Source organism: Flavobacterium sp. WG21, assembly GCF_000335775.1.
Lineage (GTDB): Bacteria > Bacteroidota > Bacteroidia > Flavobacteriales > Flavobacteriaceae > Flavobacterium > Flavobacterium tructae.
In genome coordinates, this window is record NZ_AMYW01000002.1 from 220,522 (window position 1) to 236,737 (window position 16,216).

Sequence of the window (16,216 nt, forward strand, 5' to 3'; positions counted from 1 at the left end):
CGGGCAAAACACCCAATTAACCCAATTATTTAACACAATGATTACAATATGTTACAATGTTAAATTTTGACATTGTGAGAAAATTCAACAACACAACGCTAGGATTATTAACAAATTATTATGAATATTGTAGGACTAATTCAAAATAATTACAAAAATGAAACCAAAGTTCAATGGATTTTTAGTACTACTTTTAGTACTATTCGCGCAACTAACCTTTGCGCAAGAAAGAGCCGTTTCGGGAACTGTTACCGATGATGCAGGTATGCCACTACCAGGGGTAAGCGTACAAATCAAAGGAACCAAAACAGGCACACAGACCGATTTTGATGGTAAGTATTCCATCAAAGCCACGTCAAGTCAAATTTTAGTATTTAGCTACATCGGCATGAAGACTCAGGAAATTGCCGCCAGCTCATCACAAGTAAACACAAAATTATCCGGAGATGCCCAGCAACTGGAAGGAGTTGTAGTAACCACAGCGATGGGTATTAAAAGAGAAAAAAAATCTTTAGGATATGCTTCTCAACAAATTTCAGGAAAAGATGTTAACGGAGGAGCAGGGAACACCAACGTTGCCAATTTATTATCAGGTAAAGCCGCGGGTGTAGAAGTTCAAAGAAACAACAACTTCGGAGGTTCTACTAACGTTGTAATTAGAGGTAATAAATCACTTACCGGAAATAACCAGGCTCTTTGGGTCATTGACGGGGTGCCTATTGACAACTCCAACTCAAACGTTTCTTCGCAACAAGTTGGTGGAGGCGGTTACGATTACGGTAACAATGCCTCGGATATCAACCAGGAAGATATTGAAAGCATCAACATCCTAAAAGGAGCTGCTGCAACAGCATTATATGGATCCAGAGCTGCAAATGGAGTTGTAATGGTTACCACTAAAAAAGGAAAATCAGACAACAAAATCGGTTTTTCGTTCTCAAGCGGATTCACAAACGGAAGTGTTGACAAATCAACTTTTCCTAAATATCAAAACAGATATGGATCAGGATATGGTATTGGCTCCTCATTTTTAGGAACTGGTACACCAGATACTGTAGACACATCAAATGATGCCTCTGACGGAGATGCTTTTGACAACCAACCAGTTTACCAATGGGATGCTTTTACTCCTTTCTCGCCAAACTACGGAAAAGCCACTCCATGGACAGCTGCAAAAAATGGCCCTGTAACTTTCTTTAATAATGCTCATACATTCGTTAACAGCATTGCATTAGAAAAATCAACTGACAGATCAAGCTTATCATTGACTTATGTAAACACTAATCAAACTGGTATTCTTCCAAACAGTGAATTGAAAAAAAATCAGATTAGTGCAAGATTTAGTCAAAAAGTTACCGATAAACTTACCGCTAATGCTTATGCGGCCGTTACCCTACAAAGCACTGTAGGTAGAAACTCAACTGGTTATAACGATAACATTATGGGTAACTTCAGACAATGGTGGCAAACCAACACTGACGTTCAAGCGCAAAAAGATGTTTACTTTGCATCAGGCGGTCAAAACATAACCTGGAACTGGACTGATCCGACAGATCCTTCAGGTTTGAAACCAGCATATTGGGACAATCCTTATTTCACACGTTATCAAAATTATTCTTCTGATGACAGAACCCGTTTATTCAGCTACGCTTCCCTTAATTATGAGATCGCTCCATGGTTAAGTGCATTAGGAAGAGTCTCACTTGACACCTATAAGCAACTTCAGGAAGAAAGAAGAGCTGTCGGGTCAATTGCTTCAGGATTTGGTCTTTCTCCTGTTAACGAATCATCAGGATACCAAAGAAACGAAATCGACTTCCAGGAAATTAATTATGATTTCATGTTAAACTTCAACAAAAAAATTGGTGAAGACATTAGTTTAAATGGAGTAATTGGAACCAACATCAGAAGAAACAAAAGAGACAATGTCCTTTCTTCAACTATTGGAGGTTTAGTTACCCCTGGAATATATGCTCTATCTAACTCACGTTTAGACTTACCATTCCCAAGAGAAGCCAAAATATCCTCAGGTGTTAATGGTATCTACGCTCAAGCATCTGTTGGCTATCTAGACACTTACTTTGTAGATGCCTCTATCAGAAGAGATGTTTCTTCTACATTACCTGACAATAACAACTCTTATGTTTATCCAGCGGTTTCAGGATCATTCCTTTTCTCAAACGTAGTAAAGGCAGACTGGTTAAATTTTGGAAAATTCAGAGTGAACTATGCTGAAGTAGGAAATGATGCAGATGCACTTCAACTAAACAACACTTACACAAGAGTTCCTAACTTTCAAGGACAACCTCTTTACACAAACTCCTTATTACTTCCATTCCGTAGCATTAACAAAAACCCAGACCTTAAACCGGAAAGAACAAAATCTTTCGAAGTTGGTCTAGAGACAAGTATATTAAACAGACGTCTAGGATTTGACATTACCTACTACAAAACAAACTCAGTTGACCAGATTGTTGCGGCAGCAGTATCTTCAGGATCCGGCTTTACGAACGCACTTGTTAACGGTGGAAACATCGAAAACAAAGGTTTTGAAATTCAGTTAAACGGAACTCCAATTAAAACAAAAGACTTTAGCTGGGAAATAATTGTAAACTGGTCAAACAATAGAAGTAAAGTTATCACATTACCAAATGGACTAGATAATCTTCAATTAGGTGCATTCCAAGGTGGTGTTACAGTTAACGCAGCTCCTGGTGAAGCTTATGGCGCCCTAAAAGGAACTGATTTCGTTTACACAAACGGACAGCCAACAATAGATCAAGCCACAGGTAAATACATGATCACTACATCTTCAAGCAACACAATCGGAAACATTACTCCGGATTGGATTGGTGGAGTTAGAAACAAATTTACTTATAAAAATTTGACTTTTGGATTCTTAATTGACACTCAAAAAGGCGGAGACATCTTCTCACTAGATATGTATTACGGGCTTGCATCCGGACTATATAGAGAAACAGCTGTAGGAGACATTAGAGAAAATGGTCTTTTAAATCCTGGAGTTGCTCCTAACGGAACTCCAAACACTGTAAAAACAAAAGGTGGATCAATCGCAAACAGCATGGGCTACCAAGCTGCACCAAACAAAGCTTTTATTTACGATGCCTCGTTTGTTAAGCTTAGAGAAGTATCTATCACTTACAACTTCCCTAAAAGCATGTTCGAAAATACATTCATAAACGCGGCATCAGCAAGTTTAGTTGGTTCGAACTTATGGATAATTCATAAAAACCTACCATACGCAGACCCAGAAAGTGGACTATCATCAGGAAACAGCTCAAGAGGCTATTCAGTTGGATCTCTTCCAACTACCAGAGATATTGGTTTTAACTTAACATTCAAATTTTAATACAGAACAAAATGAAAAAAATACTATATGCATTAGGAATCATGCTTCTCACAGTTTCATGTGACGACAGCAGCCTAACAGACTTAAATGTAGATGTAAAAAACCCTTCTGTAGTACCCCCTAGCACTTTATTTACAAATGCTGAAAAAAACTTAACAGAGCAACTTGTCAACACCAATGTAAACAGAAACATATTCAGATTAGTAAACCAACAATGGACTGAAACCACCTATCTGGATGAATCTAATTACAACTGGGTAACCCGTAAAATTTCAGACAATCACTGGGACAGGCTTTATGCAGGACCACTTGCTGATTTATCTCAAGCGAAGGGCTTTCTGGAAAAAGATGTAATCTCACCTGCAGATCCTGAATTTGCACAAAAAACTACAGTTAAAAAGAATCAATTGATCCTTATTGACATATTAATGGTTTATACGTACCAAATTTTAGTAGACACTTTTGGCGATGTTCCTTACTCAGAATCCCTAAAAGGATCCGGAGATTATTTACCTAAATATGATAAAGCCGTAGACATCTATAAAGACTTAATAGTACGTCTAAACAAAGACATCGCTGGATTAGACACCTCAAAACCGGCCTTTGGCTCTGCTGAAGTTATCTACAAAGACAACCTAACTGCCTGGATTAAGTTTGCCAATAGCATCAAACTAAAATTAGGAATCAACTTAAAATCATCTGGTCTTGAATCAGCAATTGCAGACGCAGCAATCATCTCCGGCGCAGCAGGCGGATTCACATCAAATGCTGATAACGCAAAACTTCCTTATATGTTAGATCTTCCAAACACTAACCCGCTTTATGTAGATATGGTATTCTCAGGAAGAAATGACTTTGTTGTAGCAAAACCATTTGTAGACAAACTGGTCGCACTAAATGACCCAAGAAAAACACCTTACTTCAGACCAACTTATAAAGACACAAATGCTGCAGGCGACTTAATTACTGTAACCGGTTATAGAGGTGGAATTGTTGGAATAAAAAACTCTCAATCAAGATACACTCATGCAAGTGACAAAATTAAAGCTCCGGACTTTAGCGGTACTTTATTAGATTATGCCGAAGTAGAATTCTTATTAGCAGAAGCTTCCGGAAGAGGAGTTGCTGTTGGAGGAACAATTGCTTCACATTACAATGCAGCAATTCTAGCTTCTATGGAAGACTGGGGCGTTTCATCAGCAGATGCAAATGCTTATCTTGCCCAACCAGCTGTAGCATATGCTACAGCCACAGGAACCTGGCAGCAAAAAGTAGGAGAACAAGCATGGTATGCACTGTTCAACAGAGGATTTGAAGGCTGGACATCAACAAGAAGACTAGACTTCCCAGTTTTGACAGCGCCAACAAGTGCAGACGCAGCTGCCGAAGGTAAGGTTCCATCCAGAATGGCATACCCTATTAGAGAACAAACATTAAATGCAACAAATTATAACGCTGCATCAACTTCGATTGGAGGAGATAAACTAAGCACAAAGATTTTTTGGGATAAATAGGAATCGCCAAAAAATAACATAATTTAACACAAAACCACCTCCTTCCGGGGTGGTTTTTTTGTTGAAAACGCAGAAAAAACTGAAATTCATCGTCCTTCCTATAAAATTTAACATTTAATTCAGCAGGCACAAACTAAACTATCCATTGCTTTTTAAGTAAAAAAATAACAATTCATCATTTTTGAATGCATTTTAACGATAAAAAAATAACTCCAGTCAGCAAAAATGCCGTTTCACTGAAAAAAAAACTTTTTTGATTAGGTATATTAACTAATTATTAAGATTTTTGTCGGACTAATTCAAAATATTTAAAAATGAAACTAAAGTTCAATGGATTCCTAGTACTTTTCTTAGTACTAGTTGCGCAACTTACTTTCGCGCAAGAAAGAGCTGTTTCTGGAACAGTTTCTGACAATACAGGAATACCTTTACCAGGTGTTAGTGTATTAGTAAAAGGAACTAAGACAGCAACGCAAACAGATTTTGATGGAAAATACTCTATCAAAGCAGCACCAAATCAAGTATTAGTTTTTAGCTACATTGGGATGAAAGCCCAAGAAGTATCAGCTAGTTCTACCACTGTTAACACAAAATTAAAAGACGATTCAGTAGAATTGGAAAGCGTAGTAGTTACAGCTTTAGGTGTTAAGAAAAGCTCACGTGCACTTGGATATGCAACTCAGGAGGTAAAAGCTGCAGACATCACAAGAGCAAACAACAACAGTCTTGCCGGAGCTTTACAAGGTAAATTAGCGGGTGTATCTATTACTCCTTCTAGTGGTGCGCCTGGAGCTTCTTCTCAAATCATAATTCGTGGTGCCCGTTCTTTCACAGGAAACAACACACCTTTGTATGTTATTGATGGTATGCCTGTAGCATCTCAACCTGATTTCGGTACTGGAAACGGTGTAACAGGAGCCGATGTTGCTAACAGAGCAGTGGATATCGATCCAAACGAAATTGAATCTATCAACGTTCTTAAAGGACAAGCAGCATCTGCTTTATACGGATTAAGAGCTTCTAATGGTGTAATTTTAATTACTACAAAAAGTGGTAAAAACTTAGCACAAAGCGGGAAGCCTACTATTACTTTCAACACTTCTACAAGTTTTGAAACTATTTCAAAAAAACCAAGTACTCAAAATGAGTATGCACAAGGTATAAATGGAAAATTTGATCCAAACTCTTCAATGAACTGGGGTCCAAAAATCTCTGAATTACCAAATGATGCAACTTACGGAGGAAACGTTGCTAACGCATTAAACGGTGGAACTCTAAGACCAGGTCTTTACTATGTACCACAAAGAGCAAAAGCTGGATTAGACCCATGGGTTGCACCTCGTGCTTATGACAATATTGGTGATTTCTTCAAAACAGGATTCACAATCAACAATACTTTAAATATTGCTCAGTCAACTGAAAAAACAAATTACTCTTTTGGAGTAGGAAACTCTAAGCAAGACGGTATCATCCCTGAAACAGGAATGAGCAGATATACTGTAAAAGCCCTTGTAGATACAAAGTTAAACAACGAGTGGAAAACTGGTTTCTCTTTTAACTACGTTCAAACTAAAATCAACAAAAGTTCAGCTGCAAATGACGGTGCTATTGTTGGTGTATTTGGAGGTCCAAGAAGTTACGACTTAAAAGGAATTGGTTATGCTAATCCTTCAAACCCATACGATCAGATTTATTACAGACCAGGTGTTTTCAACAACCCTTACTGGGCTGCTAAAAACAATGAGTTCAGCGAAAAAACAAACCGTGTTTACGGTAACGCTTACATACAGTACTCTCCAATTATCAGTGAAAACGGAAGTCAAAAACTTACTGTTAAATATCAAGCAGGTGTAGACTCTTGGACTACAAACTACAGAGATATTTTTGAATTTGGAAGCAAACTTGATCTTTCAGGACAAACTAGTAGCGCACACCTTTACGGTACAACTAATGATGTTATCAACTCTTTACTTACAGTAAACTACAACTTGAACATCACTAATGATTTTAACTTAAATGTTTTGGTTGGAAACGAGTACAATCACCAAAACACTAAAGAATATGATGATAATGGAACAGCTTTCAACTTTGGAGGTTTCCCAACTATCACTAACGCAAGAATCGTAACAGCTTCAGAATTCCGCAGACAAATTCGTACTGTTGGTCTCTTCGGTAATGCTGAGTTCTCATATAAAAATATGGTTTTCTTAAGTGGTACTATCCGTAAAGATGTTGCGTCTAATATGCCAAGAGGTAACAGAGATTTTGTTTACCCATCAGCTTCGTTAGGTTTTGTGGTAACTGAATTAGAAGGATTAAAAGGTGGTTCAGTTGTTTCTTATGCTAAGCTTAGAGGATCTATTGCTGAAGTAGGACAAGCAGGAAACTACGTTGGTAACTCTTTCACAACACCAAGTTACTCAGGTGGATTCTGGTCTGGAAATCCTGTACAATACCCATTAGGAGGAGTTAGTTCATTTATTCCTAGCAACGTACAATACGATCCAAACTTAAAACCACAAAATACAAAATCGTATGAACTTGGAGTTGACTTAAAATTCTTCAACAACAGAGTTGGAGTTGATTATACTTTCTCTAAACAAAATTCAACAAATCAAATCTTCAATGTTCCATTATCAGGTTCTACAGGAGCAAATTCTCTTGTAACAAACGGAGGAAAAATGCGTAATGACGTACACGAATTAAGTTTATTCGTTAATCCGGTTCGTACTGCTGATTTCAACTGGACATTTAACGTAAACTATTCTCAAATTGATTCTTACGTAGAGGCATTAGCAAACGGTGTAGACAACATCTTCCTTGGAGGATTTACAACTCCACAGCTTAGAGCTAGCGTTGGAGATCGTTTCCCAGTTATCTACGGTACAGGATACTTAAGAGATGCTAACAACAACATCGTTGTAAACGCTCAAGGTCTTCCACAAGCTGACGGTAAATTAAAAGTATTAGGAGAAGTTGCACCTAAATTTACTTTAGGAGGTTCTACACAATTCACATACAAAAGAGTATCTTTAGGAGCAGTTGTAGATTGGAAAAATGGTGGAAAAATGTACAGTGGATCTAACAACTTAATGAACTTTTACGGTGTAGATGCAAGAACAGCAGACAGAACTTCTCAGTTTGTTTACCCAGGTGTTAAAGCTGACGGAACTCCAAACGACATCGTTAGAGGTGGTGCTGCAGATCCAAACGGAGCTCAACAATTACAAGCAGCTTTAAATGGTATTGCAGAGTCTGCAGTATTTGATGCTAGTTTTGTAAAATTAAGAGAGGTTACTTTAGGATACCAATTCCCTAAATTATTAGACAACGCAGTAGACATTAAAGCTTCTGTTTTCGCAAGAAACATCTTGTTATGGTCTAAAATGCCAAACCTTGATCCAGAAGCAACACAAGGAAACAACAACTTTGCTGGTGGATTCGAACAATGGTCAATGCCACAAACTAAGAGCATTGGTTTTGGATTGAACTTTACATTTTAATTAAAAAAATCAAATGAAAAATATAAAAATAACACTAACAGCTTTAATGGCTACGTTCTTATTCCAAGCTTGTTCTGAGGACAAGATGGACGAAATAAATAAGAATGTGAACAATCCGACAGAGATGGCTAGCCGCTTAATCATTACGGATGTTATGGTGAATTCTGCCTTCACAGTAACTGGTGCTGATGCTTCATTTTATGGAGGTATCTACTCTGAGTTAAGTGCAGGAAATCACAATCAAATGTACAATGCTCAGATTAGAAGAGCTGATCCACAATTATCTTCAACTTACAATAACGGCTGGAACAATAGCTACAGACAATTATTGAATTTAGGAGTTATTATTGACAACTGTACAACTGGTAAAGAAAAAGGAAACTTCCAAACCTTAGGTGTAGCACAAATCTTAAAGGCTTACAACTTAGCGATCCTTACCGATCTTTTTGGAGACGTTCCTTACTCTGAAGCTGTAAAACCAGGAGTAATTTTTCAACCAAAAGTTGACAAACAGGAGGCTATCTATCAGGACATCTTTAAAAACCTTACTGAAGGTATTGCTAACTTGAACAAAACTTCAACTTACGCAACTTTAGGTGTTCAGGATCCTATTTATGGTGGAAATTCTGCTAAATGGATCAAAGCTGCAAACGGATTATTGGCAAGATACACTATGAGATTATCTCTTAGAAAAGCGGATTACCAAGGTGTAATTAACTATGTAAATGCTTCTTTCGCAGATTCTAGCGACGAATTAAAACTTGTAAATGGTGGTGTTCCAAATCCTTTCGCAAGATTCGAATTAAACAGAGGTGCTATTTGTGTTGCTAAGAGTTTCTACGACACTATGGTTGCTAACGGACCAGCAGACGCTCGTACAGCTTCTTTCTTTACAAAAAAGGCTGGTGTAGTACTTCCTTTTGACAATTCAAAAGAAGATGTTGAAGCGCAAGGTAGATATTCTATCTCAGCTCTTATGAGTGAAGCAAACGCAATCTACTTATTAAGCTACCACGAATTATTATTCCTTAAAGCTGAAGCACAAGCGAGATTAGGTTTACCTGAGGCACAAACTACAATGAATGCAGCTATTAAAGCAGCTTACGCTAAAAAAACAGCTGTAGCATTTACACCAGCGCAAGCAGATACTTACATTGCTTCTATTGGAGCATTAACTGGTAATGCATTGTTGAAAAAGATCATGGTAGAAAAACACATTTCTTTCTTCGAAAATGAAGGTATTGAATCTTACAACGATATCAGACGTTTACAAGCAATGGGTAATGGAGACCTAATTCCTATGGTAAATCCAAAACCTGAATTGTTCCCACAAAGATTTGCTTACGGTCAATCTGACGTTGCTTCAAATACAAACGTTAAAGAACTATATGGAGACGGTTCTTACGTATACAAAGAAAAAGTTTGGTGGGCTGGAGGTACTAGATAATAGTATTCTTCACTTACAAAACAACTCCTAAAAAAGGGCGCTTATCGAATGATAAGCGCCCTTTTTTTCATTAATAACTTGCTGAAGCAATAAGAAAACAAAACTCAAACAGCCAACCCATCTAAGTATGGATGCTTATTTGACAAGAGACCTTTCTACAAATTAATTTTCAAAACTTACTTCCCAATATAAAAAAAATCAAAGATTCAATTCTTTTGCTTCTTCAGACTATTGCAATAAAATACACCCTTGCACCCTAAATCTGAAACTAATAAAAAAGAGGTCATCCATATCAGGATGGCCTCTTTTTTTTTAAAAGATGCCGAGGACAAAAGTACACTCAAAAAAGTGTCTTTTAAAATTGATCAAAATCGCGAAAAAAACCAGCAAAATCAAGCATTAACACATGTTAAACAAAAAAGAAATAAGGCAATATTAACCCTTGATTTTTAACATTAAAAAAACACATCTCACAACAAAACTGCAAAATGACCAAAAAAAAAGCTTTTTATATTAGGTAGATTAACAAATAATTAAGATTTTTACCAGACTAATTCAAAACACATAAAAATGAAACTAAAGTTCAATGGACTCCTAGTACTTTTATTAGTACTAGTAGCGCAACTTACTTTTGCGCAAGAAAGAGCTGTTTCTGGAACAGTTTCTGACAATACAGGAATGCCTTTACCAGGTGTTAGTGTATTGATTAAAGGAACAAAAACAGGGACACAAACAGACTTTGATGGTAAATACTCTATCAAAGCTTCTTCAAACCAGGTTTTGGTATTTAGCTACATCGGTATGAAAAGCCAGGAAGTAGCAGCCACCTCTTCTGCAATTAATGTAAAATTATTAGATGGTGCCGCACAACAGCTGGAAAGTGTTGTTGTAACTGCATTCGGTATTAAGCGTAACCCTAAAAAACTAGGATACTCTGTTAGCGAAGTAAAAGCAGAACAAATTACTCAAAACTCAGAACCAGATTTATCAAGAGCTCTTGCAGGAAAAGTTGCGGGGGTTAACATTAATACATCAACTGGTGTTGCAGGAGCTGCCAACCAAATTACCATTAGAGGGGTAAACTCATTAACGGGTAATACAGATCCTTTGATTATCGTTGACGGTATTGCATACAGTAATGTATCCGTAACTTCAACTAGTCAAATCACTGGAGGAGGAGGATATGAATCTGCTTTATCTTCATTAGATCCTAATGACATCGCAAGTATCAACGTACTTAAAAGTACTGCTGCTGCTGCACTTTACGGTTCAAGAGCTATGAACGGGGTAATCGTTGTAACCACTAAATCCGGTGCATCTAAACCAAATAAAACACAAAAATTAAATGTAAATGTTGGAATGGGTACTTATTTTGAAACCATTGCTAACTTACCAGACTACCAAAACACATACGGTTCAGGAGCAAATTTCCAGTACTCAAACGCAAATGGTTCATGGGGACCACGCTTTGATTCATTAGCTACAATTCCAACTTGGCCAACATTGCTAGCTGCTTTCCCTGACCAATTTGGACCTACAGTTCCTTATGTTGCAAAACCAAACAACGTAAAAGACTTATTCAGAACAGGAACGGTGCTAGACAAAACAATTGGTTTTAACTATGCCGGACAAGACGGAACTTTTAATGCTACTATTTCAGATTTACGTCAGGATGGTTACATTCCTTACAACTCTTACGACAGAACATCAATGTCTGCAGGTGGAAACTTCAAACTAAGTAAAAAATTCACTGTTGGAGCCAACTTAGCTTACTCAAAAACAAAACAAGTAGGAGGTTTCTTTGGAGAAAATCAATTTGCAGGATCTTCTTCTTCATTTGCGAGAACTTTGTTCTTAGCTAGAAACTGGGATTTAAATCTTCCATACATAGACCCTGTAACAGGTGGATCTGTTACTCCAAACGGAACACAATTTGACCACCCTCTTTGGTCTTGGCAACACGATCAGATTATCACTAATACAGATAGAATTGTTGCAGGTATTAACTTAAACTACACTTTAAACGACAATATTTCTGCATCTTACAGAGCTGGTATTAACAAATATTCATTAGCAAGAAGTCAAGTTCGTGATTTGGCTTCCAGAGCAAATAATGGGTTAGGGAATTTACTTGCTGATAACTACGTAAACCAAGATATTGAATCTACATTCTTATTAAACTTCAATTATGAATTGAATGAAAACTTTAAATTAGCAACAATAGTTGGTAATAACGTATTGCAAAATGAGTATTCAAGACTTGTAAACGAAGGAAGAGAATTCATTGTTCCAAACATCTTTACTTTTAAAAATGTTAAAAGTATAGCAAATCTAACAGATGAGCGAGCTATGAAAAGAAATGTCGGAGTATTTGCCGATGTAACTCTGTCTTATAGAGATTACCTGTTTTTAAATGCTACAGCCAGAAATGACTGGAGTTCTTCTTTACCAAAAGAAAGAAACTCTTATTTCTATCCATCTGTAAGTGCCTCAGCAGTTATAACTGATGCTTTCAACATCCAAAGCGATATTTTAACTTTTGCAAAACTAAGAGCGAGTTTCGCTAAAGTTGGTAGAGATGTGCCTGCAGAATTCTTAAAAATATCTTACAATCAAGGACAAGCCTACAATGGCCTTCCTAGAATTGGAAACAATACTTTCTTGGGAGATCAAGATGTTAAGCCAGAATTCTCAGAAGAATTTGAGATTGGTACAGACTTAGAATTTTTCAGAAAGCGAATCGTAGTAGATTTGAGTTTGTACTCTAAAACAACAAAAGACCTAATTACACCTGTAACTGTAGCATCTTCAACTGGATTTACAGAGTTAAACACTAATGCAGGTTCTATTAGAAACAGAGGTATTGAACTTGGATTAACATTAGTACCGGTTAAATCTAAAAACTTCACATGGTCATTACTAACTAACTTCACTAAAAACGAAAATGAAGTATTAACATTGAAAGAAGGTTTAGACAGAATTCAGCTTAATGCAAATCAAATTGCATATGCAATTCCAGGGCAACCTTTTGGAGTTTTCTACGGAACAAGATTTGCTCGTGATGCCAATGGAAATTATTTAATCAACAGATCTGGAGGAGCAGTTATTCAGGATCCTTCACTTGGCGTTATTGGAGATCCAAATGCTAAATTTAGAGTGAGTTTCGCAAATACTTTTACTTACAAAGCGTGGAGCTTAAGAGCACAAATTGATTGGAAACAAGGAGGTGACATATCTTCTTCTACTATTGAGTCATTATTAGGAAGAGGTGTAACCAGAGATACTGAAGACAGAGAAAAAACATTTATAATTCCAGGTTATTACGGAAACAATGATGGAACTCCGATCTTAGATGCTAATGGAAATCAAATTCCAAACAGCACACAATTAAGTATGAATGAGCTTTACTTTTCTCCTGCCGGAGGAAGTACTTTTGGAATAAATTCTGTTGATGAAGCAACAATTTATGACGGAACTGTATTTAGATTAAGAGAGATAAACTTAACTTATGATGTACCAAGTAAAATTTTGGAAAAAACTCCATTTGGAAAAATCAGTTTAAGTTTTATTGCAAACAACTTATGGTATTTTGCACCAAACGTTCCTAAGTATACCAATTTTGATCCTGAAACAACAAGCTACGGTAATTCAACATTACAAGGTATAGAGACTTCAGCTGCTCCGACTGCAAAAAGATGGGGCTTCAAAATTAATTTAACATTTTAATACAAAACGACATGAAATTATATAACTCTATAAAAAATAATAAAACTGCTCTGGTTTTATTATCCCTCACTACTTTTTTCAGTAGCTGCAGTAATTATTTAGATGTTGATAAAGATACAGATGACCCTACAGTTGCCCCGTTAAATTACCTGTTAACAAATACGCAAACGACCATTTCTGAACTAGGTGATTTCAATAACAGTACAGGAGACATATTAGCGGTCTACACCCATCAAATGACTTCAAGAGAAGAAGAAGATCAATATGGCGTAAAAGTTGACAACATTCCAATGAATAATGACTGGAATACTGTTTATTTAGGTTTAAATGACATTGAGACCTTAATAAAGCAAGCTACTGAATCAGGAAATTTAGTATATCTTGGTATTGCTCAAATGGAAAAGGCATATATTATGGCATATGCCGTAGACATGTGGGGAGATGTTCCTTATACAGAAGCAACCAAATTAACTTCTGGTAACCTTGGGCCAAAATTTGACAACCAAAAAGAAATTTATGCCAGTATTTTTAAATTAATAGACGCTGCAAAAGCTAACTTAAAAACAAATGCCGGTTTAAAAAAACCAGGTCTTGATGATGTTTTTTATGGAGGTAGCAATACGAAATGGATCAAATTTGCGAACACCTTTAAACTAAAACTGTACAATCAGGTAAGATTAACTTCAGATTTTGATCAGGCAGGGTTTAATGCACTTGTAGCCGAAGGTGACTTCTTCACTTCTAATGCTGATGATTTTCAATTTGCACGTTTCAATTCAATTTCACCTACTAATGAAAGAAACAGATTGTTTATTGAATCTTACGAGAGTACTCAGTTTGGATCTTACCAAAGCCCGTGGATGTATGAAATTTTAAAAGGAGTAAATCCTAACATCCATAACGGTAATCCGGATCCAAGGATGAAATATTACTTCTACAACCAATTAAAGCCAAACCAATTCCCTCCTGACCAAGGAAACACCACAACAGGAAACCCAGGTGCAGATTATTGGGATAAATCAACTGGTTTTGTTAGTATTCGATTTGGAAGTACTGGTCCGGACAGAGATAAGAGTGCTGAAAATACTTTTACCTATCCTGGTATCTTCCCTTCAGGAGGTAGATATGATGATGGACAAGGTGGTTCTGTATCAACATTAGCTGCAAAATCAGGAACAGGTATTGCACCTCACAGAATTTTAACTTATGATGAATTCCTATATATTCAAGCGGAGTTAATACAAACTGGAAAACTAGCTGGAAGTGCCTCAACTAAACTTCAGCAGGCAATTACGGCAAGTTTTGCTAAAGTAGACCAGGTAGTAGCAAAAAGCCAATCGCCTCAGTTAGCAACAATTCCTGTTCTGACAGGTTCTACTGCAGTAACTAACTTCATAACAAAAATAATGACTGAATTTAATGCTGCAGATGCTACAAAGAAATTAGAAATTATTATGACACAAAAGTGGGTAGGTACTTTCGGTGATCCAGCAGATCAATATGTTGATTACAGAAGAACTGGCTTCCCTGTATTAGCAAACCCGCTTAGCACCACGAAAGAATACCAGCTGAATAACAATGATGCTTTCCCTCTGAATGATTCTCAAACTGTACTGAACAATCCATTTCAGCTATCATGGTACTGGCCACAAGTAGAGCTAAACTCTAATGCTAATGCACCAGCTCAGAAAAATCCAGGTACTTACAAAATCTTTTGGGATCTTTAATCATTAAAAAACGAATAAAATGAAAAATATAAAACTAATATTCACATCAATGCTATTTTTACTAATAGCGTTCTCATGTGATGACGATGGCGGAACATCACAGATTGGCGCTGTTGAAGGGGCTACTCCAAACTTAATTAAAATCGCTACTGCAGATCAGGGTATAAACATTATAGCACTGCAAGGCGGAGGAGATGTAAATCTAGGATTAACTCTAACAGTTGCTACTGGTGATGTTACCTCTATGGATGTAGTGGGTTATTTTACAAAAAGCGGTGTAGTTTCAAAAGCAACTCTGCAAGCTAATGTTACCACTTTTCCTGCAACACTAAAGTATACTAAAGCTGACCTTATTAAGGCATTCCCAACATTTGCAAGTTTTGGTCTTACTGATAAATTAGTAATCACTGCTGATTTAAAATTGAAAGACGGTAGCGTTTTGAAAATGTTTACTGATAACGGCCAGCCATTATACGGAGCTGACGTAGCCAATTCAACATTATGGAAAGTGCAACAAACTTACACTGCACTTTGTCCTTTAAACGATGCTTCTCTGTTCAATGGAAACTATAAAGTTACTGCTGACACATGGCAGGATTACAGTATTGGAGATATTGTTCCTGTAGTTTATAATGCAGCAAATGGTAAATATGTATTCAGAATTTTGAATACAGCTAACCCTTATTTGATAAACGGAAGTACTTCTTATATTATTGGTACTATCAATCCGGCTACAAATGCGGTTACCGTTACCAGCAATGAGCAATGGAATTACGGGCCTGGTCAGGTTTATACTGTAACCGGAACCGGTAACGTTAGTTCATGTACCGGAGACATTAATTTAAAAATTAGTTTTAGCGGATCGTCTGACTATACATTCAATTTAGTTAAAGCTCCTTAATCAAAATAAATTTTATATTGAAACCACT

7 protein-coding genes are annotated in these 16,216 nt (G+C 36.8%); all 7 read left to right on the forward strand.

Features of this window, described 5'->3' with window-relative positions; translation table 11 throughout:
- Positions 1 to 157 precede the first annotated feature (157 nt).
- The 7 genes from C245_RS0102625 to C245_RS0102660 all read left to right on the forward strand — a co-directional run bounded on the left by C245_RS0102625 (position 158) and on the right by C245_RS0102660 (position 16,188).
- Positions 158 to 3,370: a SusC/RagA family TonB-linked outer membrane protein gene (locus C245_RS0102625; RefSeq protein WP_017495024.1), complete on the forward strand. Its 3,213-nt coding sequence runs from the start codon at positions 158 to 160 to the stop codon at positions 3,368 to 3,370.
- Between the two features lie 11 nt (positions 3,371 to 3,381).
- Positions 3,382 to 4,884 carry a SusD/RagB family nutrient-binding outer membrane lipoprotein gene (locus C245_RS0102630; RefSeq protein ID WP_017495025.1) on the forward strand — a complete coding sequence of 501 codons (1,503 nt, stop codon included), beginning with the start codon at positions 3,382 to 3,384 and terminating at the stop codon, positions 4,882 to 4,884.
- A gap of 314 nt (positions 4,885 to 5,198) precedes the next feature.
- Positions 5,199 to 8,387 (forward strand): SusC/RagA family TonB-linked outer membrane protein, encoded by a 3,189-nt coding sequence (locus tag C245_RS0102635; RefSeq protein ID WP_017495026.1) that lies wholly within the window; start codon positions 5,199 to 5,201, stop codon positions 8,385 to 8,387.
- Between the two features lie 13 nt (positions 8,388 to 8,400).
- Positions 8,401 to 9,834: a SusD/RagB family nutrient-binding outer membrane lipoprotein gene (locus C245_RS0102640; protein ID WP_017495027.1), complete on the forward strand. Its 1,434-nt coding sequence runs from the start codon at positions 8,401 to 8,403 to the stop codon at positions 9,832 to 9,834.
- Positions 9,835 to 10,404: 570 nt separating this feature from the next.
- Positions 10,405 to 13,560 (forward strand): SusC/RagA family TonB-linked outer membrane protein, encoded by a 3,156-nt coding sequence (locus tag C245_RS0102650; protein ID WP_017495029.1) that lies wholly within the window; start codon positions 10,405 to 10,407, stop codon positions 13,558 to 13,560.
- A gap of 11 nt (positions 13,561 to 13,571) precedes the next feature.
- A complete protein-coding gene (locus C245_RS0102655; protein WP_017495030.1) occupies positions 13,572 to 15,287 on the forward strand; it encodes a SusD/RagB family nutrient-binding outer membrane lipoprotein in 1,716 nt (571 codons plus the stop codon).
- A 19-nt stretch (positions 15,288 to 15,306) separates the two neighbouring features.
- Positions 15,307 to 16,188, forward strand: a complete 882-nt coding sequence (locus tag C245_RS0102660) for a hypothetical protein (RefSeq protein ID WP_017495031.1) — start codon at positions 15,307 to 15,309, stop codon at positions 16,186 to 16,188.
- The last annotated feature ends 28 nt before the right edge of the window (positions 16,189 to 16,216 follow it).